The following is a 24,889-nucleotide window of genomic DNA, read 5'->3' on the forward strand; positions in this document are numbered from 1 at the left end:
TTGGACGGTTTACAAATTTAGTTTCCACAAAATATTTATAAATCTAGCCAATATCAGCAGATTCTTATACCCCCCCCCACTTCGTACATACAGTGTAGACACACGCATTCTTTTTAGATAGAATCTATCCACTATGATGTTTAAGAGGGGGAAACCATGCTACAGATAGAACATCTCACTAAATCATACAAGCCAGCACAACAGGGTTTTCTTAAAAAATTTGCGCGCAAGTTTACAAAACAAACTGTAAAGGACGCTGCAGAATCCGCGCGCAATCTCGAGACGTTTGCAGTGCGTGACCTTTCTTTAAATGTTGAATCGGGCGATATTTTTGCCTTTATTGGTCCTAACGGCGCAGGTAAAACAACCACTATCAAAAGTATCGTGGGTATCCACTCCTTTGACAGTGGCACCATTACAATCGACGGCCATTCTATTGTGGATGAGCCTCTTGCCGCCAAGCAAATTTTTTCGTATTTGCCCGATAACCCCGAGATTTATAACTATGTAAGCGGTATTCAATATCTGCGCTTTGTTGCCGATATGTATGGGGTTGACCCGCGCCTTGCACGCGAGCGCATGCATAAGTATGCCGATATCTTTGAGCTCACCTCAAAACTTAATATGCGTTGCGCCGATTATTCTCACGGTATGAAACAAAAAATTGCTATTATTGCATCGCTTTTGCATAACCCTCGCTTGCTTGTGCTCGACGAGCCTTTTGTAGGCCTTGACCCCGAAGCAACGCTTCACTTTAAGGAAATCATGCACGAGATTTGCCAAGCAGGTGGCGCAGTATTTTACTCTACGCACGTTTTGGAGGTTGCCGAAAAACTCTGCAACAAAGCTGCCATGATTAAAAATGGTCGCCTTGTGGCGCAAGGAACTATGTCCGAGCTTACTCACAATACATCGCTTGAGACGCTTTTTATGAACGAGCTCGCAGATGATTCCGCAAGCCTTGTAACAGACAATTCCGCCAGCCCCATAGCAGATAAATCCGCTGTATCTACACGCGAAAACGCAAGCACAGAGGAGCACGGTGATTTATCTGACGCAGCAACCTCGAACACCAGTGCAGAATAGATGTGATCATGATGCCACACACGTTAAAACAAATATATTCCATCATTAAGATGGGCCTTATTGAGAATTGGACTAAAGCTTTTAGCTCAAAAAGAAGAGGCAATACAAAGGCATTCATCAACCCTGCCATACGAGGCATAATTGTGGCTGTTGTTGTCCTTGTGCTGCTTATGCAAGCCTTCATCGGCTTCTTTAATAACCTTATAGAACTCATGGGCCCACAGATACTCCCAAGCGCGGCTTTTATATGCGCTTTTCTTTCTATATTGATAACCGACTTTTTGAGCCTTGGTTCCGCCCTTTTTGAAACAGGACGTTACCAGCAGCTTAAAACTATGCCCATATCGCAGCTGACCATTGCTTGGGCGCGGCTTATAGACGCATTAAGCGGATCATTTATTTCTGCACTTATCTTTATGTTATGCGGCGTTATTGCTTGGAGTGCTCACGTCGACATACTAAGTCTTATACGGCTTGCCGTTTTTGGCACCATTCTCACGCCGCTTTATACCTCAATTTTTTCTATCTTGTGTTTTTGCGCTGGATACGCACTTAAACGCAAGTTTCGCGGTGGACACATTTTTGTGATGGCATTGGTAACATGCATAGTTATCGTACCAGCTATTATTATTGGATACAGCCTTGCTATTCCCGAATTACAAAGCTTTATCCTTCCTTATCTTGACTCTATTACCACGGTGCTTTCGTTTGTTGATATCTTTGCCGCAGCTTGCATGGGTGACATATTAGCCCTTGCCAAACTTGCTGTACCAATTATGGTTATCTACACGATTTTTTCTACATGGCTTGCTAGAAATCTTGACTCACTCATTGCGCTTAAAGATGTAAGGGTGCAAACGCGCTCATTTGCTTTTGAGGAAGCTGGCACAAACGATACGTACACGCAAGCAAACAAGCAAGCGGACAACTTGCTACACGCAATTGTAATGAAACATCGAAGCATGGTTGCACTCATAAAAAAAGACGGACTCTTGCTGCGCCGCAGCTCGACAGTTGCAATGAACGCACTCATAGGTCCGCTTTTTGGTTTAGTAGCAGCAAGCTTTCTCTGTGTATTTCCCTATATAAACCACATGGAAGGCCACATATTGTGCGCGGTGGTAGCGTGTATTCCCATTTATACCAACTTAGCACCGGCTAGCTTGTATGCTATCACGTTGGAGGGCAACAAATGGTGGCACCTTCAAACGATGCCTGTGCACGCGCGCGACATTATGCGCGCAAAGCTTATTGCGGCAACTACTCCTATAGGAATTACGCTTGCGATAGAAGAAGTGCTGTATAACATTTTTCTGCCGCTGACCTTGGCCGAACGTTTTGCGTTGCTGATAATGCCGTGTGCCTCAATTGTATTTCTTTCTGTGTGCGCTCTGGCAATTGATGCTGGCGATCCCAATTTTAGCTGGGATGATACTCACGAAATTGCGCACGCGTTCAAAAAACAAAAATGGACGTTGCTACTTTTTGTCCTGTGTTATATTTGCATTGGAATTACGGCTCTTGTTTGTTTCAACCCCTTAGGCGAGTTTTTTGGTGGCGATACCACCTATGTTACCTGTACTCTGTTGGGAGCTGCAATTTTATTGGGGATAGCCTACTTTGTATACGACCACTTGATGAACGCTCCTTTGGTAGAAGGATAATCAAGGTTCAAAGCAATGTAATGCTTGAGACAAACGTTTGTACAATGCGTGTTCACACGTCATATGTTCAGGCGATATGTACTTTCACACGGAATACGTCCACACGACATACGTTTCCACTGCATACGTTCCACCGCATTGTTTCGTGTAACATTCACTCGAACAGATATACTTTCGCGACATACATACGAAAATTAGGCAACGTACCGCAGAGCTAGAACCACAACAACTACCATCAACAAAAAAGCTCCGAAGCGCGTATTGCTTCGGAGCTTTCACATGCATATATGCAGATAAAGTTATTTGATCTCGGTACCAGTTTGACGAGAAATTCTCACCTTTGTACCGTCTTCAAGAACCTTAAATCCGCAGCGGCAAGGCTTGTCGGTAGAAGGATCAATTAACGCAACGTTAGAAGCGTCGATTGCAGCCTCTTTCTCAACAATACCGCCCTGTTGATTTGCCTGCGTTGGCTTTTGAGCTTTTTTAACCACTGCAACGCCTGCAACAACAACTTTGTTTTCGGAAGGCAGAGCGCGAAGAATTTCGCCGCGCTTACCTTTGTCCTTACCCGAGATGACCTGAACTTGGTCTCCCTTTTTGAATTTCAATTTAGCCATGAGCATCTCACTTTCTAAAGCGTCTCAGGAGCAAGCGAGACGATCTTCATGTACTTGTGATCACGCAGCTCACGAGCAACGGGTCCAAAGATACGCGTACCTTTAGGCTCACCTTGCTTGTCAACCAAAACGCAAGCATTCTGATCGAACTTAATATAGCTGCCGTCTTTACGACGAGTTTCTTTTACAGTACGAACGACAACGCAGCGAACAACGTCACCCTTCTTTACTGAACCACCTGGGGTAGCCTCCTGCACGGCGCACATAATGACGTCGGCAAGGCCAGCATAGCGGCGCTTTGAGCCACCCAAGACTTTGATGCATTTGACGCGCTTAGCACCGCTGTTATCAGCGACGTTGAGCATGGTCTCCATCTGAATCATTGCTGTTCCTCCAACCCCTCCTCGCTTAGTATGTAGCACGTACACACTAAAACGAGATGGGCATCACAAATCGTTATTTAGCGCGCTCCACAATTTCGACAAGACGCCAGTGCTTAGTTTTAGATAAAGGACGAGTTTCCATAACGCGAACTTTATCACCAACAGCACTTTCGTTGTTCTCGTCGTGAACATGAAGCTTCTTACTGATAGTCATCATTTTGCCATACTTAGGATGGTGTTTACGATACGTAATTTGCACCGTGATGGTCTTGTCGCCGGAAAGCGAGATGACCTCACCGGTGCGGACCTTACGTGCATTCCTGCTTTCGGTATCTGCCATAACTTATCTCTCCTGCAACTAGTTATTTGCAGCTTTAGATGCTGCAAGTTGACGAGCACGTAACTCTGTTTGAACGCGCGCAATGTCGCGCTTAACAGCTTTTACACGAGCGGTGTTGTCGAGCTGGCTGGTTGCCATCTGAAAACGCAGATTAAAAAGCTCAGAACGACCGTCTTCGAGTTTTTGAGCGAGCTGCTCATCGGTCAGCTCACGAATTTCGGTGTATTTCATGTTGTCTACTCCTCCACATCCGACGTGGCACGGGCAACAACCTTGGTCTTGATAGGCATCTTGTGCTGTGCAAGACGCAATGCTTCTTTAGCCACTTCTTCAGACACGCCGTCGATTTCAAACATGATACGACCAGGTTTAACGACCGCTACCCATTCCTCTGGGTTACCTTTACCAGAACCCATACGAGTTTCTGCAGGTTTCTTAGAAATCGGCTTGTCCGGGAAAATTGTAATCCAAACTCTACCACCACGTTTCATGTAACGGGTGATTGCAATACGAGCTGCCTCAATTTGACGATTGGTAATCCAATGAGCTTCAAGAGCTTGAAGTCCATAGGAACCAAAATGCAACTCAGTATTACCCTTTGCATGGCCCTTCATGGAGCCGCGCTGTACTTTACGGTGAAGAACGCGCTTAGGTGCCAGCATTAGCGACTCCTCCTCTCATTGCGACGACGAGGACGGCTTGTTCCCTCTAATGCAGGGTTAGGAGCACTTTGTCCTGGAAGTTTCTCGCCTAAATAAATCCAAACCTTAATGCCTACTGCGCCCATAGTGGTGCTTGCAGTAGCTTGTGCATAATCAATCTTGGCACGAAGAGTGTGCAGAGGCACGCGGCCTTCACGCGACCACTCAACACGACCCATCTCGGCACCGTTCAGACGACCAGAGCATTGAATACGAATACCCTTAGCGCCAGCCTTGGTGGCACCTTGAACTGCTTTTCTTACAGCACGGCGGAATGCAACACGGCCTTCCAACTGCTCTGCAATACGGTCAGCAGTAAGTTGTGCGTCGAGATCGGGTTGTTTAATTTCTACAACTTCGACATTAACGTCGCCTTTGCCAACCTTGGCAATTTTTTGAACATCTTTGCGCAGATCATCGATCTCGGTACCTTTTTTACCAATTACAATACCAGGGCGCGATGTTAAGATGACGACTTTAACCTTGTCGCCGGCACGCTCAATTTCAACGCGAGAGAGAGCTGCAGAAGCAAGACGCTTCTTGAGATACTTACGAATTTCAAGATCGCTACCGACATTTTGAGCATAGTTATTTTTGCCTGCATACCAGCGAGAACGCCATTGCTCGGTTATGCCCAAACGAAAACCGGTTGGTTGTACTTTCTGACCCATACTATCTCTACGCCTCCTTTCCAGGTGCGACGACGACCGTAATGTGGCTCGTGCGCTTGTTAATACGAGAAGCTGAACCTTTAGCGCGAGGACGAATACGCTTAAGCGTAGGTCCTTCGTTTACATAAGCTGCTTTAACAACGAGCGTACGAGCGCGCAGGTTGTGATTGTTCTCGGCATTTGCTACAGCAGATTTTAAAACCTTAGTAACAGGCTCTGCAGCAGCGCGTGTAGAGAATTGAAGTGCTTCCAAAGCACGGTCAATAGACTTGTTGCGAATTAAATCAACAACCATACGTGCTTTACGAGGTGCCATGCGAACAAACTTAGCTGTTGCTTTTACCTCTTGAACTTGAGTGTTAGCCATAAACGTTTACCCCCTTTATGCCTTGTGGCCGCGGAAGGTACGAGTTGGAGCAAATTCGCCCAACTTATGACCAACCATAGACTCGGTAAGATATACAGGGACATGCTTACGACCATCATGGACAGCAATGGTGTGTCCTACCATCTCGGGAAAGATGGTTGAAGAACGTGACCACGTTTTAATGACGTCTTTTTTTCCTGCCTCGTTCATAGCGGCTACGCGCGCAAGGAGGCGAGTCTCCACAAACGGGCCCTTCTTGAGACTTCTGCTCATTTTGTAAATCTCCTCTTACTTAGGTATCCAACTATTTAGAACGACGACGACGAATGATGAGGCGGTTTGAAGCCTTCTTCGGGTCACGAGTCTTGTAACCCTTGGTTGGTTTACCCCAAGGTGTAACAGATGGACGACCAGAAGTGTGGTTCTTACCTTCACCACCACCGTGTGGGTGGTCTACAGGGTTCATAACCGTACCACGAACGGTAGGACGAACGCCTGCCCAGCGACGACGACCAGCTTTACCAACAACAATGTTGGAGTGATCGGCATTGCCAACTTCGCCGATAGTTGCACGACAAGTAAGTAAAACGCGGCGAAGCTCAGATGACGGCATACGCAAAACTGCATAACCGTTATCTTTACCCATGAGCTGAATTGAGGTTCCAGCTGCACGTGCCATAGCTGCGCCTTTACCAGGTTGGAACTCAACAGCATGGATGAGCGTACCTACTGGAATCTCGGACAGAGGCATCGTGTTACCAGGTTTAATATCTACATCTTTTGATCCAGAAAGAACCTGATCTCCAACGTGCAAGCCTTCGGGGCATAAGATATATGCCTTTTCACCATCTACATAGTGAAGAAGTGCAATGCGAGCAGAGCGGTTTGGATCGTACTCGATAGTAGCAACTTTTGCAGGTACATCGTCTTTACGACGCTTGAAGTCTATTCTTCTGTACTTGCGTTTGTTCCCGCCACCTTGGTGACGAGTAGTAATGCGACCGTTGTTGTTACGACCACCTTTAGACGAAAGTGGCTCAAGAAGTGACTTCTCGGGCTCGGTGGCTGTAATCTCTGCAAAGTCAGAGACGGTTTGCCAACGTCTACCAGCACTCGTAGGCTTGAGGTGCTTTACTGCCATACTTTTCTTCCCTTCTTTCCGTTGGCCGATAAGCCTAGGGATTATCTTATCGACACCGGACTACCACGTTGCCGCGCGTATCCATAACGCGCGACTAAGTACCCGCTTTGTTAAAAAGCGGGCGCTTGTTTACTCTTCAGAAGCTGCAGAGGAATTTGCAAATACCTCAATTTGCTCGCCTTCGGCAAGCGTTACAACAGCTTTTTTCCACTTACGGGTTTTGCCAGCAACATAACGAACGCGTTTTGTCTTAGGCTGAACCCACATTGTGTTTACTTTGGTAACGTGTACATTAAAAAGTTTTTCTACAGCGCTTGCAATCTCTTCTTTAGGAGCGCTTGCAGCAACTTCAAATGTATACTTTCCAGAACTCATCAAATCGAACGAACGCTCTGATACAACTGGACGAATAATTACTTCATAGGCACAAGTCATTAGCTGAGCGCCTCCTCAAGTTGTTTAGCTACATCAACAGTCATAACAAGAGCAGCATTATCGACAAGAATACGAGTGTTAACTTCGGATGAAGCATAGATAACTACCTTAGGAAGGTTTCTAAACGAAAGGTAGGTTTCAACATCATCATCGTCTACAACAAGCGTAACGCGCTTATTTTGAAGCTCAAGAGCCTTGATAATAGCAGCAGCTTGTTTAGTAGAAGCTTTTTCAAAAGCGAATTTATCAAGAACAATAAGTTCGCCGTCGGCAAGTTTGCCAGAAAGAACGCTTTTCATAGCAAGTTTTTTCTCTTTGTTGTTGCTACGAAGTGCATGTGAGTGAGGAGTGGGGCCAAATACAACGCCACCGCCTACCCATTGAGGCGCACGAATTGTACCTTGACGTGCGCGTCCAGTACCTTTTTGGCGGAACGGCTTTACACCACCACCAGAAACGGCAGAACGATTTTTAGTTGAGTGCGTACCCTGACGAAGGCATGCTTCGTAAGCAACAACAACTTGATGCACAACAGGGATATTGGGCTCAATACCAAAAACGTCGGAAGAAAGCTCAAGTGTATCTGCGCTTTTCCCTTCTACGTTTTTTACTTCAATCTTTGACATCTTAATCTCCTTGGTAGCCTAGGGTTTGCTTTGGGCCTTAGGCCATACGGATCGAGACAAGAGCATTTTTGCCGCCAGGTACAGCACCTTTAACGAGCATAAGATTTTGCTCTTCGTCGATACGAACAAGCTTAAGATTTTTTACAGTTACACGCTCATCGCCCATGTGACCAGCCATGTGCAATCCTTTACGAACGCGTGCAGGATATGAACACTGACCAATGGAACCCGGCTCGCGTTGGTTGCGTGAACCGTGAGCTTTAGGACCACAAGAGAAGTTCCAGCGCTTAATGGTTCCCTGGAAACCTTTACCCTTTGAGGTACCAATTACATCTACAGCAGCTACGTCTGCAAAATCTTTAACGGTGACAACGTCGCCGCATTTGTGATCTTCGCCGTTTTCAACGCGAACTTCTGCCAAATAACGAGCAGGCTCAACGTTGTGAGCTTTAAAGTGACCAGCCAAGGGTTTGTTAACGTGCTTAGCTTTAATGTCACCAAAGCCAATTTGAACAGCGTCATAGCCGTCTGTAGCTTTGGTCTTAACTTGTGACACCGTGCAGGGACCGGCTTGAATTACCGTTACGGGAACGATGTTATCGTTCTCGTCCCATACTTGTGTCATACCGATCTTGCGACCAAGAATCGTTGTGACCATGTGTTTTCCTAACCTTCGGTGGTCATGAGACGTTTCGTTAGCATGCGCGCGTTATGCGTGTTTTTGCGTGCTTATGCGTGCATTAAACGCACATAATAAGGCCTAAAAAACCTTACGCCTGCTAACAAGTGCACCCTACACTTTCCTCAGCGGACCACAACGTATATATGCTGCTTGAACTTGGCATTTGTTGCGAGCAGTTGTCTTTAACACAGGATAAGACAAGCAACAAAATGCTAAATATCCATAAAAATGCAGCTTTATTAGTCTACTAACTTTGAGGACTGAACGCAAACTTTCACGAATAACTCATATTTTTGATCGTTTTGTTGTATTATCTATAGTAATTTGTGTGGGCAAAACGGTTATCACAGACAAACCGTGCTGCCACAAATGATTACTGTGCTTTTGCTTGCTTAAAGAAGCAAAATTAGTATCGAACCATATTGTGCAACGAAAGTTTGTTGTACACCAAAAGAAAGGCTTGGCTAGCCCATGAGTACACCGTGGCAAGTTCTCTATCGTTTAGATGCAACTCAGGCAAATATGCAGGATCATATTCATGTAAACAGTCCATGTAAACTAACTTGTGACGCACTCCAAATTCTTAACAATACGCAAACGCACAAAACGTTTTTGCAGCTTAAGATTTCAAATCCGCTTGATGTGTCACAAACTTCATGTGCGGCTAGCATTACCTTGCATGCGCACAATGGCCAAGACTATGTGTTTCCACAAGAGCCTCTTGCACTTTCGCTTGACGCACACGCTTCGTTTGAAATGGAGCCGCTTGAGATCTCGGTTCAAGATGTTGCGAGCGCAGATGTATATATATGGCAAAATGCGGATGCTCATGAGGTCAATTCCTTAGAGTCTGATGCGATTGAGCCAGCTGTTAACCCTGCGGCTGGTGTGATGCCCGAAGCTGTTAATCCTGCGGCTGGTGTGATGCCCGACGCTGGTGTAATGCCCGAGCCGGCTGTTGAGCCAACTGTTAACCCAACAGCAGACGTGATGCCCACCATGGTAATGCCTTCTGCTAACAATCTCGCAGACAACAACCAAGGTTTAACAGCGCAAACAGACGCGCTTTCCAACGACTCGACAACCGCACAGCCTCATACCATAGGTTACGTGCAGGCCGCCAATACTCACGCACCCAAACAACAAACTCCAGCGCAAAAAAATAAGAAAAAGATTATTATCATTTCGCTTATCGTTGCGCTTGTTTGTATTGCTGCGATTGCCGCTGGTACATTTTGGTATCTTCACACTCAGCAAGAGCAAAATCAACAACAAGAACAAGCTAACCAAGACGCAACCTCGAAAGACAGCAGCGCAGATCAGTCGGACAACAGCTCAAGTAAAGCCACTGCCACGCTTTCTATCTCGTGCAATCCTTCCAAGCCTTTCTGGGGCATATGGGTTTACGAAAGCGACGACAAAAAAGACGCAGATGATCACGCGCACGATTTTACCTCTCACGGCTTTACCGCTATAACCGTTGATACCGCAACCATTCCCGAAGCAAAGTTTACCAAGAAATACGCCGTTACCGTCGGCACATGGAAAGACGAAGCTTCCACCAAAGACGCGATACAAGCGCTCAAAGATGCAGGATATGGAACATTTAAGCCCACGTATAGCGGAAAAATTAGCTCGTCATCGTCAGCTGCCAGCGTAACTCTTGAGTGTGTAAGCTCAACGGGGACAACACTTTCGGGTTCGGTAAGACGCGACGCAAATGGTTACGTACTCGCCGATTCAGATACTCACACATACACCGCGGAAGAAATTACAGCTAAAAACCTGACTCCAGCAGAGCTCTGTATTGCTTGGAACGAGCCATTTGCTCGCAAGGGCTATGCGTTTTCAAACGCAGGGCTACAGACCTACTTTGAGCGTAACTGCCCGTGGTACAAGTGCACACATGCCAGCGTATCTCTTCAGGGCGTAGAGGCTGCTAACAACGAGCTATTCAAGTCCTACGCTAAAGGTCGCGGCGACTACAGCCCTTGGTTGTATTTAAAGGTTTAGCTTTGGGCATGCGCAATTGGCGAAATCGTTAAAACATAACGGTAAAAGTAACGCTATAAAAAATATGTTAAGAAAGATATGCCGGCAAAGAGACTAGTCACCTTGTTTAATTTCTCTTTGCCGCATATGTTTGACACTCCAAGCAGGTAGATAGGCTCTTGTATGACTGAGAAACAAAATCAACCGACGAGCGTAGGTGTGGGCTCAGGTGAAACCAGTGCTGGTGCAGATGCAAGCCTGAACGCAGGCGTGAGCACAGATACAAGCGCGAGTGCAAGGACAAAGACAAACAAGCCAAACCAACTGAAAACCTGGTGCACTACTCACAAGCACGCGTTAGCGGTTACAGTTTTAGCAATTGTACTTTTGGTGCTTATCCTCGTATATGTATTTTCTTGTAATGCAGAACAATCAGCCAGATTGGTGCAAAACGCTTCAGACGTTGCTCCAAAAGCACAAATCGTACAAGATAGAATTGCAGAAAACGCAGACAACACAGACAGCGCGAATGCCGCCAAAACAAATGAGAATTCAGCCGAGCAAAGTGCGCCTCAAGAAATCAAAGAGCTTCAGCAACAAATTGAGGAGCTTACACAACCATACGGCTCATCCGTTTCGGTGTGTATTATCGACGCTTCTAACGGAAACTATTGCCACGTAAACTCAGATAAAGCGCTTGTATCTGCTTCAATGATTAAACTAGCAGTATTATGCGAATATATGCATGCAGTTGACAATGGACAACTGGACCCTGCGGACCGAGTTGCGCTTAAAAACATGAACGTAGTTGGAGGAACCGGCCTTATACAAACAGAGCGCCACGCATCATACACGTATGACGAATTGTGTCGCTACATGATTATGTACAGCGATAACACAGCAACAAACGTACTTATCAACAAGCTGGGGCAAGACGCTATAAACGAGCGCGTTCAAGCTTTGGGGCGCAAGAATACTTCGCTGAATAGACAACTTATGGCGCTTAATACTAATACCGAAAACTGGATAAGTGCACGTGACGCAGCTACCATTTTGTATAAAATTAAAAATGGTACGGCTGCAAGCAGTGCCATGTGCGCCAAGGCTTTGGAGTACTTAAGCAAACAAACAGACAACGAAGGAATGGCCGAAGGCATATCAAGTGGCGCATTTGCACATAAAACAGGTTCTTTGCGCTCAATGCGTCACGATGGGGGCATCGTTTTAGGTAAGCATCCCTATGTCATTGTCGCGTTATGTGATATTGGAGCAGGCAATGCCAACAAGCTTATGAAGGAAATTGCGCAAAAAGCAGATGCGTATTTTAGCCAGCTTGATTAAATAAAGGTTTGTGCACAAAATAAGTGCTCCCCACTTGCGTAAACCGAGCGCTCCTTGCACATAACATAGCGACACTTGCGTGTAGCTGAACAAGAAAAAAGCGTGTTACACCCAACGGGCGTAACACGCTTTACTAATCACCAATGCAAAAGAATCTAAAAGCAATTCAACGAGCACGCCAAACCGCAATAGCCCAGACTTTAGCCGTTTTATAGATGCATAAACTTATTTGCTACGGAACTTATTCCAGCAAAGAGCACGCTTAGAACAAAAATGCAGTAGATAACAAACGACACAAAAGAGCCAAGCATCACTAAAAATGAAACGTGCATAATGTCTTTTTGAGCGGGTTCTGCATCTTTAGCTGTTACCACAATAGTGGCTATAAAGAACAGCGGTCCCATGACACACAACAGAATTCCGCTGAAAAATGAAAGCGAAATAAGATTGCAAACAAAAGCAATACAAACGAATAAGAAGTTCAAATTACAATATTGTGCAACCTTAGTAATGTACGCAAAAAAGCTTATAGACTTGCTGTGCGTCATCTTATATGCTCCATATGAACATGCTAGGAAAATAAGCTCGCATATAAGCGTCACAAAAAACATTTTGACAAACACATCAAAGAAAAAGTTATTTGCTACGCCAGCTACCGTATGAGCAGCCCCACCAAACTCGGGAAGAATACCCGATACAGCTCTTGACTGGTTATTGATAGCCGAAGAAACCGAAATAAAATGCATAAGCGAAACAATAAATGCCTGCAGTGCAAATGAAACAACACCATACATATGGGGTGCGTTGAGCTCTTGCGTTGGGCGCTTCCATGATGCAACAAGCCAGCCTAAAAAGTGGTTTGCACGAGCTTTTGCCTGCTGCATTTCTTGCGAAGACATCACATCGTTAAATTTGGCAGCCGCTTGATTGGCAGCGTTTTCAAAATCATGCGAAAAATCGGTAGCCTGGGAATTTGTCTGACCTTGGTTGGCATTATTTGCTGGGTTAGCTGCAGCAGAAGAACTTGAAGATGTCGCTTGATTTTGCTCAGCCGCAGACTGCTTTGGCGCTGCCTGATACGCAGCATATGCGGATGTGTTGATTTTTACACCACAGCCTGGACATTGAGCATCGCCAACACCTAAACCAGTACCACACTTTGGACAACTAAAAACTGTATTTCCCATAGTTCCTCACTTTCAAAGATACGTCTTTGCAAATATTAGAGTACACCCATGTTACACAATGCACCGAAACACATAAGACAACTTGTTAGCTCCATTTGACAAACTTGTTACATAGCTACATCTGACAACATCGGCACACAATTTAAGCTTAGCAAACGTTTAATGTCTGGTTATGCAAGCTCTATTGAGCTTTTTCTATCATCACACAATGCTTGGAATATTTGCCACCAAATATAGTCCCATCATCGCTTTGTGTTTCAATAGATACAACCAAGGCGTCAACTTCACCACGGCCTGCAACGCGCTTTTTTTCACCGCCATTGATAGTAATAGTTACACCGTTATCAGCATCGTTAAGCTCAATCGAAATATTGCCACCACGTTGAGCCTTTATGGTTGCTGTTTTCCTACCACTTAAATTGATGGATTTGGCACTACTTGAACTCGAAGCAGGCTCACTTGCAATACTATATGAGATATCTGCAGTTTTGTCATTAATGTCATTTATGGTCAGTGAGATGTTGTCGTGTCTAAAGAAATCATTTGTACTGGTATAGTCATACGTTTTGCCTTTCATATTCCAATCGACTTTAATCGTAGGATCGTCCTTGGTGCTGTGGTCTAGCGACCAGCCCTTATCGTTGGAAAATGTATACACATCAGACCAGGAATAATCCGTCTTACCATACCAATTTTCATCATGCGAAGTTACGTTGATTGTGCTGGTATATCTTCCGTCGTTATTTTGCAAATCGCTGTCTGAATAGCTAACTTCTGATGACGTGTTGCTTGGTTTATCAACGCCCTTTAGAGGTGTGGTGGTTGCGTCTTTAGGAAGCTTGCTGATGGGATAAAGCGCCTTCCATCCTTCAGAAGTTTTGCTTACCAATATATTAGTAACAAAGGTAGTTTCAAAGCTATCGTTAACAATTGTTGCCTTAATTCTTGCTCTCATAACATGGGTCGGAACTGCCGCAGTCGGCACATCACCGTATCCGTTACGTATATCTGCGGTAACGTCTTTTTGCTCTTCAATGACAACATCTTTAAGGGCGTAGGGAGACTGAGTTACACATTGACTAGGTACGATGCCGTTTTTCATAAGCTCTTGATCACTACTTATAATTTGTTTTACGTCGTTAGGACTAATAAGACCCGAGAAATAGTTAAATACATTAAACGCAATAATAAGAACCACCACAACAGCTGCGCCGATAAAGGCAAGGTTGCGATTTTTCTTTGAAGCAAAAAATGATGTGGCATGAGAGTTTTGAGCGCCTGGTACAGAGCCGTTCGCCTGAGGTGAGGGCGACACAACGGGTGACACGGACGATGCAGCAGGTGTGGCAACTGGCGACACAACGGGTGTGGCGGCAGGGTTTACCGTGGTTGCAGCAGGATCAACAGTACCCGCAACAGGATTAAACACAGGTTCAATAGCATCAGCTGAATCTATGTGAGAAGACGCGCCCGCCTGAACAGGAGCAACTTCTTGAGCAGACGGGTCAACGTGAGGGGTTACCTGATTGGAGCGTGAATTATCGGCAAAGCTATCAATAGAAGGAATGCCTGCATCTTCGCTAGAAGTTGGCTGAGGAAATTTATTGCCACAACGCACGCAAACGCTTGCATTGTCTTCTCTTGGCGCGCCACAACGTTCGCACTGCATAGAGCCTCTTTTCTCTTATATAGCCCCTATGAGGACAAAACAGCACATAAAGGCCTAGAATTTACCTGCGCACTGAGCGAAAGTATTAAACTTGCTGCGCGCGCAAAACTCGCGCACGCATTAAACATACATAATTTTAACACATTATAAAAGCACATAGCATAAATTAACTTTAATGAAAGCAACAGCGCGTTGCGTTATTTTTTAAGTTGAACACGCTCGTGATCTTTACCCATAACAAAGCTTAGACCAGCACGTGACCACATGCGATACTCGCCCACCGCAGTAAAGAGAACGTCAGTAGAAGAATTAAGTGCTGTTTCGCACGAATCTTGGATAACACCAATAATTAAACCAATAGCAACTACCTGCATAGCGATATCGTTTGATATGCCAAACGATGAGCACGCAAGCGGAATGAGCAAAAGCGACCCTCCAGCAACACCAGATGCACCAGCAGCACTTACCGCTGAAAGTGCAGAAAGTATAACCGCTGTTGGAATGTCTACGTAAATACCAAGCGTATGTGCTGCACACAACGCCATAATAGAAATAGTAACAGCAGCTCCTCCCATGTTAATGGTAGAACCTAAAGGTATAGAAACAGAGTAATTATCAGGGTCAAAACCAAGCTTTTCGCACAGATTCATATTTACGGGAATATTAGCAGCAGAAGAACGCATAAAGAACGCCGTAACGCCCGAATCGCGCAAGGTGCGCAATACAAGTGGATAGGGATTTTTGCGTGTAAGGGCAAAAACAAGCAGAGGGTTCACTACTAAAGCAGTTACAGCCATGGTACAAACAAGAAGCGTAATAACAGCGCCATATTCATGGAATATGCGAAGGCCATTACTAGCAACTGTTGTATAAACAAGCCCCATAATACCAAACGGAGCAACATTAATAATCCAATGAACTATTTTTCCAATAGCAGAGGAAACATTATCAAAGAATGCTTTAGTAGAAGGCTCAGCCAAACGAAGCGCAACTCCAAATGCAATTGCCCAAAAGAGGATACCAATAAAGTTACCCTTAACTAAAGCATCGACAGGGTTAACCACAATATTTAGCACGAGCGAATTAAGAACTTCTCCAATGCCTTCGGGCGATGGTGAAGACGCGGCCTCAACGTGCGCAAAGGTAAAATCAACAGGGAAAAGCATGGCTGCACATACCGCTATAAGGCCGGCACTAAAGGTAGATAGAGCATAGAGTCCAATAATAACCTTCATGTTACCTGCACTTTTTGCTTGCGCGAGCGCACCGATAACAAGGAAAAACACCAGAATTGGAGCCACGGATTTAAGGGCGTTGACAAAAAGTTTGCCCATAAGATCAAGTACATAAACATGAGCTGGTACAAAAATACCAAGCAACGTTCCCAGAAAAAGACCCAGAACAATACGCAAAATTAGGTCGATACTGTTCCACTTTTGGACAATTCTATGCATGTGAGCCTCCTTAGATAATTATGCAGAATATCTTATACTGATTGTTTTGTATTCACTCTTACAAGAATTTCTACGTGTTTTACAAATTATATAAGTTCTTGAGTTTGAGAGGTTCGACAAGCTTATTTTAGAAAAAAAGTTAACAGAATAGAAAAATACAAAATGCAAGCCTAAACAAAGAGCGCAGCAAAAGCCGCAAGGTAACAAAAGTAAAAGAAGGCGGACAAAGTCATGCGCCCTAAAGCCACAAGGCACAAGAAACAAAAAAACCGAGCTCGGATGAGCTCGGTTTATACACGTGCATATAACGCGTTACTTAAAACGCACAGCGCTTAAAGCTTAATATCAATATCAACACCAGCAGGAAGATCCATACGCATAAGGGAATCTACCGTAGATGAGCTGGGGTCAAGAATATCAATTAAACGTTTGTGAGTACGCATCTCAAACTCTTCACGAGAATCTTTATCCTTGTGAGGTGAGCGGATAACGGTATAAAGTTTGCGCTCGGTTGGTAAAGGAATAGGACCTGAAACACGTGCACCCGTTTTTTGTGCGGTGTCTACAATAAGCTTTGAGGACTGATCAACTACCTCGTGATCATAGCCCTTGAGGCGAATTCTGATCTTCTGACTTGACACTTCAATACCTCCATTAATGATAGCTCACACGCTATCTTAGGCTACGAATACTAATTTGCGCTTCCGCCGGCTTTGCTAACAATTTGCTCACGGATGCTCTTGGGAACTGCTTCATACGAATCGAACTGCATCGTATAAGAAGCACGACCCTGAGTTTGAGAACGAAGATCGGTTGCATAACCAAACATCTCACCTAAAGGTACTTTTGCACGAATAAGCTTGGTGTTTGCGCGGTCTTCCATACCTTCGATCTTTCCACGACGACCAGTAAGGTTACCCATAACATCACCCATGTACTGCTCTGGTGTTTCGACCACAACAGACTCAATAGGCTCAAGCAATACAGGATCAGACTGTTGCAGTGCAGCTTTAATTGCCATAGAACCTGCAATCTTAAAGGCTGCCTCAGAAGAGTCTACTTCGTGGTAAGAACCTTCAACAAGGGTAACTTTAAGGTCTTGAACAGGATAACCTGCAATAACACCCGAGGTAAGAGCCTCTTGAATACCCTTATCAACAGATGGAATGTACTCTTTAGGAATACAACCTCCAACAGTTGCGTCTACAAACTCATAACCAAATCCTGGCTCTTTAGGCTCAACATCAATAATTGCGTCACCGTATTGACCACGACCACCAGACTGGCGAACAAATTTACCCTGAACATGTTTAACTTCGTGTCCTGCGGTTTCGCGATAAGCAACCTGAGGTTTACCAACGTTACAATCTACGTGGAACTCACGGCGCAGACGGTCGACAATAATTTCAAGGTGAAGCTCACCCATACCAGCAATAATGGTTTGACCAGTTTCGTGATCGGTGTGAACCTGGAAGGTTGGGTCTTCTTCGGCAAGCTTTGCCAAACCAACGCTCATCTTGTCCTGCTCGGCCTTTGATTTAGGCTCTACAGCAACGTCGATAACAGGATCTGCAAAGTCGATCGACTCAAGTACGATTGCGTTTTTCTCGTCGCAAAGGGTATCACCAGTTTGAGTATTTTTAAGACCAACGCATGCAACAATGTCACCTGCAGAACACTCGTCACGATCAACACGATCGTTAGCGTTCATTTCCAAAATACGACCAAGGCGCTCGCGATTATCCTTTACGGAGTTATAAACATAGCTACCCGATTCGGCCTGACCAGAATATACGCGGATATACGTTAACTTACCAACAAAGGGGTCGGTCATGATCTTAAATGCAAGGGCGCTGAAAGGCTCTTTTGGATCGGCGTGACGTACGGCGTCGTTACCTTTAAGGTCTTTACCGTCGATTTCTTTAACGTCCAAAGGTGAAGGCAGATAATCAACAACTGCATCCAAAAGCTCTTGAATACCCTTGTTTTTGTATGCAGAACCAACAAATACAGGGTTAAGCTCGCCAGAAAGAACACCTTTACGGATAGCAGCCTTCAACATGTCTACATCGATGTCTGCTTCCTCAAGAACAGCTTCCATAAGCTCATCAGAGAAGTTTGCAGCAGCATCCAAAAGCATATCGCGTCGCTCTTGAGCAACCTCTTTGAATTCGTCGGGGATTGCGTCCATAACCTCAGGGTAAATCATTCCCTTAGCGTCTTCCTTGAAGTCCCATGCTTGCATGGTAACGAGGTCGATAAGACCCCAGAAGTTAGACTCGGCACCCATAGGAATTTGCGCAGCTACTGCATTTGCAGCTAAACGATCTTTCATGGTTTCAATTGCATGGAAGAAGTCTGCACCAACACGGTCATATTTGTTAATAAATGCAATACAAGGAACACCGTAGTTAGCAGCTTGGCGCCATACGGTTTCGGATTGCGGTTGAACGCCAGCTACAGCGTCAAAAACTGCAACAGCACCGTCCAGAACACGCAAGCAGCGCTCTACCTCGGCGGTAAAGTCTACGTGACCTGGGGTGTCGATAATTTGAATAACGTGATCTTTCCAAAAACAGGTAGTTGCAGCAGAGGTAATGGTTACACCACGCTCTTGCTCTTGAACCATCCAGTCCATGGTTGCTGCACCATCGTGTACCTCACCAATTTTGTGAGTTTTACCTGTGTAATAAAGAATACGCTCGGTCGTGGTGGTCTTACCAGCATCGATATGCGCCATGATACCAATGTTACGAAGATCTTCGAGCTTATACTTAACTTTTGCCATCTATGTGCTACTTTCTCAAGACTTGAACAATAATCTAGAAACGATAGTGCGAGAAGGCACGGTTTGCTTCTGCCATCTTGAAGAGGTCTTCACGCTTTTTAACGGAAGCACCTACACCATTGGCAGCATCCATGATTTCGTGAGCAAGACGCTCAGCCATGGTTTTTTCTTTACGTGCGCGTGAAAAAGTTACAAACCAACGAATAGCAAGCGTGGTAGCGCGGCGTGAATTAACTTCCATAGGAACTTGGTAGGTAGCACCACCAACACGCTTAGGTTTAACTTCCAAAGTTGGACGTACATTATCCATAGCTTTTTTGAATACGGCGAGAGCATCTTGTTCGGTAGTTTGTTTAACCAAATCAAATGCACCGTAAACAATGCGCTCGGCGGTTGATTTTTTACCGTTGAGCAAAACTTTATTGATCAATTGCGTAACAAGACGATTGTTGTAAACAGCGTCCGGCATTACTTCTCTGCGGACGGCAGCTGAACGACGCGGCATAATTTTCTCCTTTAACCTTACAATACGGCGATTGTAAGTTTGAACGAACTAATACAAGAGCAGCTAAAACTTATTCCTTAGGACGCTTTGCGCCATAACGGGAACGAGCTTTTTTACGATCTTGAACTGCCGCGCAGTCGTATGCGCCGCGTACGATCTTATAGCGTACACCAGGAAGGTCACGAACACGACCACCACGAATAAGAACAATTGAGTGCTCTTGGAGGTTGTGACCCTCGCCCGGAATGTATGCTGTAACTTCGATACCGTTTACCAAACGTACACGAGCTACTTTACGAAGTGCCGAGTTAGGTTTTTTAGGGGTAGTTGTGAAAACACGTGTGCATACTCCACGTTTTTGTGGATTGTGCTGAAGGGCTGCGTTTTTGGATTTAGCCTTTTGAGAAACGCGTCCTTGACGAACGAGCTGGTTGATTGTAGGCAAAGCTCTTCTCCTTACTTAGAACATACAGAAATAACGGCGCGCGAGCACCTATGTATCAAAAGACTGTGCAGCACCACCGTCTTTGATTGTTGAATTACATATGACAAGGGCAAATCTTGGGAACAACAGGCGGTTGTTCAAAACTGTAGTACAAGGCATATGGAGCCTTGTGCGAGACAGCATTTACCCACGAAGTTCATAAGCGAAAGAATTTTACGCCCAATACACACAGTTGTCAAAAGTCCGCGCACTCGGGCGTATCTATACTTCACAATTTTTATACACATTGTATACGCAAGCAAAGCAAAGTGTTGGTGCGTGGAGCTAGCACGAGGCACGTGAGGATTTTTGGTGCGCGAACGTGCAGCGGTTGCTGGAAACACGTACACGCACACACGTGGCAACGTACAGGTTTGCTAGAAAGCCCCCACGCACAAGCAAGGCAGCGCGTAGGGGCTTAAATGCGCAAAGGCGTGCGAATCTTTATTGTGCTTTGAACATAACCAATTGTACGCGACTATCTTCGCACGCAGAAAGCGCATGTGGTTCGTTAGGTGCAAGATATATAAAATCGCCTGCAACCATATGATGTACGGCTTGTCCTACCGTAAAGTTAAGAGCTCCCGATATAAGCGTTACGATTACCGCCTTAGGCGATGTGTGCTCCGATATTTCTTGTCCTTTTGCAACCGAAAAGACACTTACCTGCATATTTTTTGTTTCAAATGGAACTTTTGACACAATTCCCTCGCGCGTGATTGGCAAATTCTGTACAATTCCCAAGAACGCACGTGATGTTTGTTCGTCTTGTATTGGCATGTTTTCTCCTTCTTTTGTCAGGCGTGTGGTTACTTTGCACGTGTGCCGCCACGCAGCACGTGTTGCCGCTTTGTTTGCGTATGCCGCACGCTAGCTCCTTATTTGCGTTGGACACGTGTTCATGCTGCTACTTTGCGCGTGAAACCATGGCAATTCCGCACATGTGGTTGGCGTGACGCTTAAACGTTGCACGCATTTCTAAAACGCGCTGTTTAGCACCTGGAATAGTGAGCACGTTTTTTATGATTTTTATAACGCCGCATAAGCCTTCGTCCGCAAGATTGCGTCTAGGATTAAGCAACGCCATAGGAGCGGTTTTTGACCACGTAAGTTCAAATCCTGCTTCTTGGAGATAATCACCCCATTCACGTTGGGTGATAGGCTTCACGTTTACGCGAATTGCACGAGATAAATCGTGCTGAATGTCCGCTTCATCGTTGGCAGAAATGTTGTTAGGCGTAATGCCTAATTCGTGGCTTACAAAGGTTCCACCTGGCTTTAAAATGCGATGAATCTCACGAAGAATTGCGCGTTTGTTCTCGGGAGTTTGCATGGTGAGCATAGCTTCGCACACAACTACATCAGCATAATTATCGGGGAGTTTGGTATCTTGAGCCATGCCCTGCTTGCATGTTCCCTTATCTTTCACCAAAGCCGATACAAGTTTAACCGAATCGGCGTTAGCGTCGATACCCGTGTAGGACAAAGGCGTGCGCGCGAGAATTTCCTGGGCTGTTCTACCAATACCTGGGGCAAGCTCAACCACAACTTTGTTGGCAAGCTGGGCCTCATTAAGCATTGCTTGAGTAAGTTTAAGTCCGCCAGGTCGCAAAACGCGCTTGCCCAAACGAGCCAAAAGCCAATGTCCGGGTACGGTTGCGATGTTTTTGTTTTCAAACATGTATGAGTTGTGTTCCATGTATGATTCACCTCCAAAAGACAGGCACGTTGACAAAGTGGGTGCCGTTTGAAAATTATTGTTAGCTTTGGTTAATCATACCCGATTGCTTGAGGCATAAACACGAATTACCAATGTTTACACCTTTTAAGGCTTTATCAAGACTAATGGCATCTCCACCAATCTCAACAGTAATACCTTTTATTCTATTAGCCTCCCCGTCACCTCCTTCCTAAAAATGGGCATGAAAAAAGACATCTACTTTTTCGTAAATGTCTTAGTTATATCTTGTATATAGTCTTCTACAAAAACATTGTCATTTATTTTCTTCGTAAATTCTGTTTATAATTCTTGCTAATTCAGCAGGATTATCGATGTTTACTTCATGCTTAGAATTATCTACAAACTCAAGATGCGAGTTCAATAATAATCTATTTAAATTTTCAGCAGCTTTTATATTTGCTTTATCATTTTTGCTACAAACTATATATACAGGACAAACAATATTTTTTATTTTATTTGTATAGTCAAGACTTCGCATAGATGAAGATATAGAGATCATATTATTTTTTGATATTCCCATTTTTGAAAATATCTTATTAGGCATCAACTTAAATACCATATTTTGAATATCAATAAGAAATTTAGGCATCTTGTATTGTGGTGCAACTAAAATTAACGCTGCAATTTTTTTGGGTTGTCTAAAATATAGCTCCAGTCCTAATACTGCACCTAGACTTAAACCACAAATAATTAAAGGGCTGCTTTCCTCATTTATTTTAATCTCAAGTTGATTTGCTAAAGAACTAAAACTCTGATTTTCGGTGTTGTTTGGAATTACATCAATACAATTTACATCTTTACAATTGAGCAATTTTATTGTTTTACCCCATGCAGTCCTATTCTGACCAAGTCCGTGTAAAAATAATATTTTCATATTAATCAAGCCTATTCATGCTTTAACTTACATCCTTGTGCCTGTGACAACTTAATAATATATAGCGCCTTTCCAACAGATTACTCCAAGCCCAATAAATACAATTGCCAATATTAAACCTATTTTTGTAAATGTCTTAGATATTTGTTGTATTCAGTTCGACAAGCTGAGAGATTATTTTCCATTTTTAATAATGCCAGTAATAAATATACCAATTGATATTCCATATAATATACCAATTACTAAATCACTTATGTTAGATATTCTATTTAAAACTATTGCCAGCACGAGAAATAACATTCCTACCGGTATATAAATATTTTTATTTAATTTCATCTTTTTAGCCTCACTCAAGGTCTAATTTGTTTTTTATTTATTATCCTTATTGTGCCATATCTACTCAAGACCTTAAATTAGAACTTATCAAACTCAGCTTGACCTGCAACTCTACTATATTTCACTCCGTCATTTGATTTGTTAGTCAAATATCTAGTAGCAAACCAAATGCGGTTATCTGCATCAAATTCTGCAAAACGTTCTTTGTTTAATCGCCAACTATAACCTTTAGGTGGCATCACTTTACGACCGCTTGGAGTGGTGATTTCATAAATATTGTTTTCTACGGCAGGCCCTACTGATAAGTTATCAGATTTCCGCACACCTCGAGGATCGTTAGCAGGGTTTTTATAGCGTGCGTTCATCTCCGTACTTCTAGGCAACAAATACGGACACCAAAAGGAGTGTTTAGCTAGGGATTTATGTAAATCAAGTTTAACTGATAGCCTTTAAGCAGCACAAAAGAAGAAACGACCATACAAGAGTAGAAATACTCCTGTGTGATCGTTTTCTTGTGCTCTCAAATACCAAAATGGTATGTGAGATTAATTAGAACAAACCTTGCATTATGGCTTTAATAAGTCCAGCCGCAACATTAGCACCTGTATTAATCAAAAAATCTTGCAATCCGACTAAAGCAGATTTTAGAATATGTGGTTTCTTTTTTTCTTCGATTTTTGACTTAATATCATCTAATAATTCATTTGCCGTTTCTATGTCATCTTTTGATAAATCTGACTTGCTAATACTTTTTTCAACTTCAGTGATTATATCTTTAACTTTACCATATGAAAATGAAACGGTGTTTTCGCTACCAGATACGATTTGAACATTGTCAGATGGTGAATTAATAACACTTGTATTTCCGTAATAGTTATTAACCGTTTGAGGAATATTGGTTGCACAAACTTTTTCTTCCTTAGAGAATGTCATATTTTCTCCGACAATTCCTTCTGCTTTTAGCTTTAGTGTCCATTCTAAGATAGTATTTTTAACTTTTTCTTCAATATCTTTTACAGCAGTTGTTGGGACGTGAAGTGCACATCTCATTGGCAGTAGAGAATCAATCATTTTATCAAGCAATGCAAGTTGTTCTCCAGAAAATTCTAGTATTAATACATTTTTCGATGATTTACAAAAGGATATGATTTCAGAAATAGAGTTTACCAATTTCTTTTCGCAAATCATTTTTTCGGCTTTGTTATCTTGTACTACAATGGGTATCCATCCATGATATGGATTGAATGCCTTTAAAATACCTCGAACTTTTCTATACTCTGGACACGATTCTGGGTCAGGATAACCGTTTAATTCATATTGAATCCACCTATCAAAATCAGTAAGCTTTAGTTTTGATGCTATTAGATGTGCTCTGCGTAACACATTAACAACATCACAATTCGATGAAACAATTTCATTTTGCAATTCTAAAACAATACTTCCCATATTATTCACCATCCTTCCTCGTTGCATAAGTTGCTGCATCTTCAGCTGCCATCAGCAATGACTTATACGAAACAACATCAGCTTAATTCACAGTATTCGGTTCATCAGCAGTGAATGAGCCACCAACACCAAAGAACTTCTCAAAGAATGATTTCAGCTTATCAATAACACCTTGCTTCTTAGTAGCTCTATTGCCACCACCGAAACGAGATATAGGAGGCATAAGTCTATCTATGTCCGTACCTGTTGTTTTAATTTCACCATCACGGAATGCGTTCTCGATGAATTTTCTTGTTTCAGGTTCTTTCAGCTTTTCTTCTTTAATAATCTGAACAAGTTCTTCTTCACGCTTTTCA

At 43.8% G+C, this 24,889-nt stretch carries 29 protein-coding genes; 4 read left to right on the forward strand and 25 right to left on the reverse strand.

Features of this window, described 5'->3' with window-relative positions; all coding sequences use genetic code 11:
* Nucleotides 1-156: 156 nt before the first annotated feature.
* Nucleotides 157-1,086, forward strand: a complete 930-nt coding sequence (locus AC5GD6_RS02260; RefSeq protein WP_420027565.1) for an ABC transporter ATP-binding protein — start codon at nt 157-159, stop codon at nt 1,084-1,086.
* Between the two features lie 143 nt (nt 1,087-1,229).
* Nucleotides 1,230-2,750: a lantibiotic ABC transporter permease gene (locus tag AC5GD6_RS02265; protein WP_491846141.1), complete on the forward strand. Its 1,521-nt coding sequence runs from the start codon at nt 1,230-1,232 to the stop codon at nt 2,748-2,750.
* Between the two features lie 299 nt (nt 2,751-3,049).
* On the opposite strand, the gene rplX is transcribed toward AC5GD6_RS02265, so the two are convergent.
* The 12 genes from rplX to rplC all read right to left on the reverse strand — a co-directional run bounded on the left by rplX (nt 3,050) and on the right by rplC (nt 8,692).
* Complete coding sequence (gene rplX / locus AC5GD6_RS02270) at nt 3,050-3,370, reverse strand: 50S ribosomal protein L24 (protein ID WP_010241542.1); 321 nt, start codon at nt 3,368-3,370, stop codon at nt 3,050-3,052.
* A 14-nt stretch (nt 3,371-3,384) separates the two neighbouring features.
* A complete protein-coding gene (gene rplN, locus AC5GD6_RS02275) occupies nt 3,385-3,753 on the reverse strand; it encodes a 50S ribosomal protein L14 (RefSeq protein ID WP_010241540.1) in 369 nt (122 codons plus the stop codon).
* A gap of 73 nt (nt 3,754-3,826) precedes the next feature.
* Nucleotides 3,827-4,093 (reverse strand): 30S ribosomal protein S17, encoded by a 267-nt coding sequence (gene rpsQ, locus AC5GD6_RS02280; protein ID WP_491846142.1) that lies wholly within the window; start codon nt 4,091-4,093, stop codon nt 3,827-3,829.
* A gap of 18 nt (nt 4,094-4,111) precedes the next feature.
* On the reverse strand, nt 4,112-4,324 hold the full coding sequence (rpmC, locus tag AC5GD6_RS02285) for a 50S ribosomal protein L29 (RefSeq protein WP_006302379.1): 213 nt from the start codon (nt 4,322-4,324) through the stop codon (nt 4,112-4,114).
* 5 nt (nt 4,325-4,329) lie between these two features.
* Complete coding sequence (gene rplP, locus AC5GD6_RS02290; protein ID WP_006302378.1) at nt 4,330-4,755, reverse strand: 50S ribosomal protein L16; 426 nt, start codon at nt 4,753-4,755, stop codon at nt 4,330-4,332.
* The gene (rpsC, locus tag AC5GD6_RS02295) at nt 4,755-5,465 is read right to left on the reverse strand and encodes a 30S ribosomal protein S3 (protein WP_006302377.1); all 711 of its coding nucleotides are present in this window, start codon (nt 5,463-5,465) and stop codon (nt 4,755-4,757) included. Before rpsC ends, rplP begins: the two co-directional genes overlap by 1 nt.
* A 7-nt stretch (nt 5,466-5,472) precedes the next feature.
* Nucleotides 5,473-5,832, reverse strand: coding sequence for a 50S ribosomal protein L22 (rplV, locus tag AC5GD6_RS02300; protein ID WP_006302376.1), 360 nt, complete (start codon nt 5,830-5,832; stop codon nt 5,473-5,475).
* Between the two features lie 15 nt (nt 5,833-5,847).
* On the reverse strand, nt 5,848-6,105 hold the full coding sequence (gene rpsS / locus AC5GD6_RS02305; protein ID WP_006302375.1) for a 30S ribosomal protein S19: 258 nt from the start codon (nt 6,103-6,105) through the stop codon (nt 5,848-5,850).
* A 31-nt stretch (nt 6,106-6,136) separates the two neighbouring features.
* Nucleotides 6,137-6,973 carry a 50S ribosomal protein L2 gene (rplB, locus tag AC5GD6_RS02310; RefSeq protein WP_006302374.1) on the reverse strand — a complete coding sequence of 279 codons (837 nt, stop codon included), beginning with the start codon at nt 6,971-6,973 and terminating at the stop codon, nt 6,137-6,139.
* Nucleotides 6,974-7,102: 129 nt separating this feature from the next.
* Nucleotides 7,103-7,408, reverse strand: coding sequence for a 50S ribosomal protein L23 (rplW, locus tag AC5GD6_RS02315; protein WP_006302373.1), 306 nt, complete (start codon nt 7,406-7,408; stop codon nt 7,103-7,105).
* Nucleotides 7,408-8,034, reverse strand: a complete 627-nt coding sequence (gene rplD / locus AC5GD6_RS02320) for a 50S ribosomal protein L4 (RefSeq protein ID WP_006302372.1) — start codon at nt 8,032-8,034, stop codon at nt 7,408-7,410. Before rplD ends, rplW begins: the two co-directional genes overlap by 1 nt.
* A gap of 37 nt (nt 8,035-8,071) precedes the next feature.
* Nucleotides 8,072-8,692, reverse strand: coding sequence for a 50S ribosomal protein L3 (gene rplC / locus AC5GD6_RS02325; protein ID WP_006302371.1), 621 nt, complete (start codon nt 8,690-8,692; stop codon nt 8,072-8,074).
* Nucleotides 8,693-9,187: 495 nt separating this feature from the next.
* Between rplC and AC5GD6_RS02330 the strand changes: the two genes are divergently transcribed.
* Entirely contained in the window at nt 9,188-10,729 is a 1,542-nt protein-coding gene (locus AC5GD6_RS02330; protein ID WP_311431179.1) for a YARHG domain-containing protein, read from the forward strand.
* Between the two features lie 162 nt (nt 10,730-10,891).
* Nucleotides 10,892-12,049: a serine hydrolase gene (locus tag AC5GD6_RS02335; protein ID WP_491846143.1), complete on the forward strand. Its 1,158-nt coding sequence runs from the start codon at nt 10,892-10,894 to the stop codon at nt 12,047-12,049.
* Nucleotides 12,050-12,258: 209 nt separating this feature from the next.
* Here the strand turns inward: AC5GD6_RS02335 and AC5GD6_RS02340 are convergent, their stop codons facing one another.
* From AC5GD6_RS02340 to AC5GD6_RS02400, 13 genes are all read right to left on the reverse strand, one after another.
* Nucleotides 12,259-13,236 (reverse strand): DUF6574 domain-containing protein, encoded by a 978-nt coding sequence (locus AC5GD6_RS02340; RefSeq protein ID WP_061103270.1) that lies wholly within the window; start codon nt 13,234-13,236, stop codon nt 12,259-12,261.
* A 181-nt stretch (nt 13,237-13,417) separates the two neighbouring features.
* Nucleotides 13,418-14,905: a zinc ribbon domain-containing protein gene (locus AC5GD6_RS02345; protein WP_491846144.1), complete on the reverse strand. Its 1,488-nt coding sequence runs from the start codon at nt 14,903-14,905 to the stop codon at nt 13,418-13,420.
* Between the two features lie 197 nt (nt 14,906-15,102).
* Complete coding sequence (gene sstT / locus AC5GD6_RS02350) at nt 15,103-16,359, reverse strand: serine/threonine transporter SstT (protein ID WP_006302366.1); 1,257 nt, start codon at nt 16,357-16,359, stop codon at nt 15,103-15,105.
* A 332-nt stretch (nt 16,360-16,691) separates the two neighbouring features.
* On the reverse strand, nt 16,692-17,000 hold the full coding sequence (rpsJ, locus tag AC5GD6_RS02355) for a 30S ribosomal protein S10 (protein WP_006302365.1): 309 nt from the start codon (nt 16,998-17,000) through the stop codon (nt 16,692-16,694).
* A 50-nt stretch (nt 17,001-17,050) separates the two neighbouring features.
* Nucleotides 17,051-19,147 (reverse strand): elongation factor G, encoded by a 2,097-nt coding sequence (gene fusA, locus AC5GD6_RS02360; protein ID WP_276776469.1) that lies wholly within the window; start codon nt 19,145-19,147, stop codon nt 17,051-17,053.
* A 34-nt stretch (nt 19,148-19,181) separates the two neighbouring features.
* On the reverse strand, nt 19,182-19,652 hold the full coding sequence (gene rpsG / locus AC5GD6_RS02365; protein WP_006302363.1) for a 30S ribosomal protein S7: 471 nt from the start codon (nt 19,650-19,652) through the stop codon (nt 19,182-19,184).
* 70 nt (nt 19,653-19,722) lie between these two features.
* Complete coding sequence (gene rpsL / locus AC5GD6_RS02370) at nt 19,723-20,097, reverse strand: 30S ribosomal protein S12 (RefSeq protein ID WP_006302362.1); 375 nt, start codon at nt 20,095-20,097, stop codon at nt 19,723-19,725.
* 483 nt (nt 20,098-20,580) lie between these two features.
* Nucleotides 20,581-20,916, reverse strand: coding sequence for a cupin domain-containing protein (locus AC5GD6_RS02375; protein WP_311436756.1), 336 nt, complete (start codon nt 20,914-20,916; stop codon nt 20,581-20,583).
* Between the two features lie 127 nt (nt 20,917-21,043).
* On the reverse strand, nt 21,044-21,835 hold the full coding sequence (locus AC5GD6_RS02380) for a class I SAM-dependent methyltransferase (RefSeq protein WP_491846145.1): 792 nt from the start codon (nt 21,833-21,835) through the stop codon (nt 21,044-21,046).
* A gap of 295 nt (nt 21,836-22,130) precedes the next feature.
* Entirely contained in the window at nt 22,131-22,751 is a 621-nt protein-coding gene (locus tag AC5GD6_RS02385; RefSeq protein WP_491846146.1) for an alpha/beta fold hydrolase, read from the reverse strand.
* 413 nt (nt 22,752-23,164) lie between these two features.
* A complete protein-coding gene (locus tag AC5GD6_RS02390) occupies nt 23,165-23,452 on the reverse strand; it encodes a hypothetical protein (protein WP_491846147.1) in 288 nt (95 codons plus the stop codon).
* Between the two features lie 184 nt (nt 23,453-23,636).
* The gene (locus AC5GD6_RS02395; protein WP_491846148.1) at nt 23,637-24,533 is read right to left on the reverse strand and encodes an AbiTii domain-containing protein; all 897 of its coding nucleotides are present in this window, start codon (nt 24,531-24,533) and stop codon (nt 23,637-23,639) included.
* An 82-nt stretch (nt 24,534-24,615) separates the two neighbouring features.
* Nucleotides 24,616-24,889 (reverse strand): type I restriction endonuclease subunit R, EcoR124 family (locus tag AC5GD6_RS02400; protein ID WP_491846149.1); only part of this gene is annotated, 274 nt, incomplete at its 5' end.

The sequence above is a fragment of the Fannyhessea sp. genome (genome assembly GCF_986145555.1).

Bases quoted from the DNA above. Each gene is read 5' to 3' on its own strand.
- rplC (WP_006302371.1), bottom strand. From the start codon at position 8,692: ATGGTCACAACGATTCTTGGTCGCAAGATCGGTATGACACAAGTATGG.
- AC5GD6_RS02395 (WP_491846148.1), bottom strand. From the start codon at position 24,533: ATGGGAAGTATTGTTTTAGAATTGCAAAATGAAATTGTTTCATCGAAT.
- AC5GD6_RS02380 (WP_491846145.1), bottom strand. From the start codon at position 21,835: ATGGAACACAACTCATACATGTTTGAAAACAAAAACATCGCAACCGTA.
- rpsG (WP_006302363.1), bottom strand. From the start codon at position 19,652: ATGCCGCGTCGTTCAGCTGCCGTCCGCAGAGAAGTAATGCCGGACGCT.
- rpmC (WP_006302379.1), bottom strand. From the start codon at position 4,324: ATGAAATACACCGAAATTCGTGAGCTGACCGATGAGCAGCTCGCTCAA.
- AC5GD6_RS02375 (WP_311436756.1), bottom strand. From the start codon at position 20,916: ATGCCAATACAAGACGAACAAACATCACGTGCGTTCTTGGGAATTGTA.
- sstT (WP_006302366.1), bottom strand. From the start codon at position 16,359: ATGCATAGAATTGTCCAAAAGTGGAACAGTATCGACCTAATTTTGCGT.
- AC5GD6_RS02260 (WP_420027565.1), top strand. From the start codon at position 157: ATGCTACAGATAGAACATCTCACTAAATCATACAAGCCAGCACAACAG.
- rplV (WP_006302376.1), bottom strand. From the start codon at position 5,832: ATGGCTAACACTCAAGTTCAAGAGGTAAAAGCAACAGCTAAGTTTGTT.
- AC5GD6_RS02345 (WP_491846144.1), bottom strand. From the start codon at position 14,905: ATGCAGTGCGAACGTTGTGGCGCGCCAAGAGAAGACAATGCAAGCGTT.
- AC5GD6_RS02385 (WP_491846146.1), bottom strand. From the start codon at position 22,751: ATGAAAATATTATTTTTACACGGACTTGGTCAGAATAGGACTGCATGG.
- rplX (WP_010241542.1), bottom strand. From the start codon at position 3,370: ATGGCTAAATTGAAATTCAAAAAGGGAGACCAAGTTCAGGTCATCTCG.
- rplP (WP_006302378.1), bottom strand. From the start codon at position 4,755: ATGCTGGCACCTAAGCGCGTTCTTCACCGTAAAGTACAGCGCGGCTCC.
- AC5GD6_RS02335 (WP_491846143.1), top strand. From the start codon at position 10,892: ATGACTGAGAAACAAAATCAACCGACGAGCGTAGGTGTGGGCTCAGGT.
- AC5GD6_RS02330 (WP_311431179.1), top strand. From the start codon at position 9,188: ATGAGTACACCGTGGCAAGTTCTCTATCGTTTAGATGCAACTCAGGCA.
- rpsS (WP_006302375.1), bottom strand. From the start codon at position 6,105: ATGAGCAGAAGTCTCAAGAAGGGCCCGTTTGTGGAGACTCGCCTCCTT.
- AC5GD6_RS02390 (WP_491846147.1), bottom strand. From the start codon at position 23,452: ATGAACGCACGCTATAAAAACCCTGCTAACGATCCTCGAGGTGTGCGG.
- fusA (WP_276776469.1), bottom strand. From the start codon at position 19,147: ATGGCAAAAGTTAAGTATAAGCTCGAAGATCTTCGTAACATTGGTATC.
- rpsQ (WP_491846142.1), bottom strand. From the start codon at position 4,093: ATGGCAGATACCGAAAGCAGGAATGCACGTAAGGTCCGCACCGGTGAG.
- rplB (WP_006302374.1), bottom strand. From the start codon at position 6,973: ATGGCAGTAAAGCACCTCAAGCCTACGAGTGCTGGTAGACGTTGGCAA.
- rplN (WP_010241540.1), bottom strand. From the start codon at position 3,753: ATGATTCAGATGGAGACCATGCTCAACGTCGCTGATAACAGCGGTGCT.
- rplW (WP_006302373.1), bottom strand. From the start codon at position 7,408: ATGACTTGTGCCTATGAAGTAATTATTCGTCCAGTTGTATCAGAGCGT.
- AC5GD6_RS02340 (WP_061103270.1), bottom strand. From the start codon at position 13,236: ATGGGAAATACAGTTTTTAGTTGTCCAAAGTGTGGTACTGGTTTAGGT.
- rpsC (WP_006302377.1), bottom strand. From the start codon at position 5,465: ATGGGTCAGAAAGTACAACCAACCGGTTTTCGTTTGGGCATAACCGAG.
- rplD (WP_006302372.1), bottom strand. From the start codon at position 8,034: ATGTCAAAGATTGAAGTAAAAAACGTAGAAGGGAAAAGCGCAGATACA.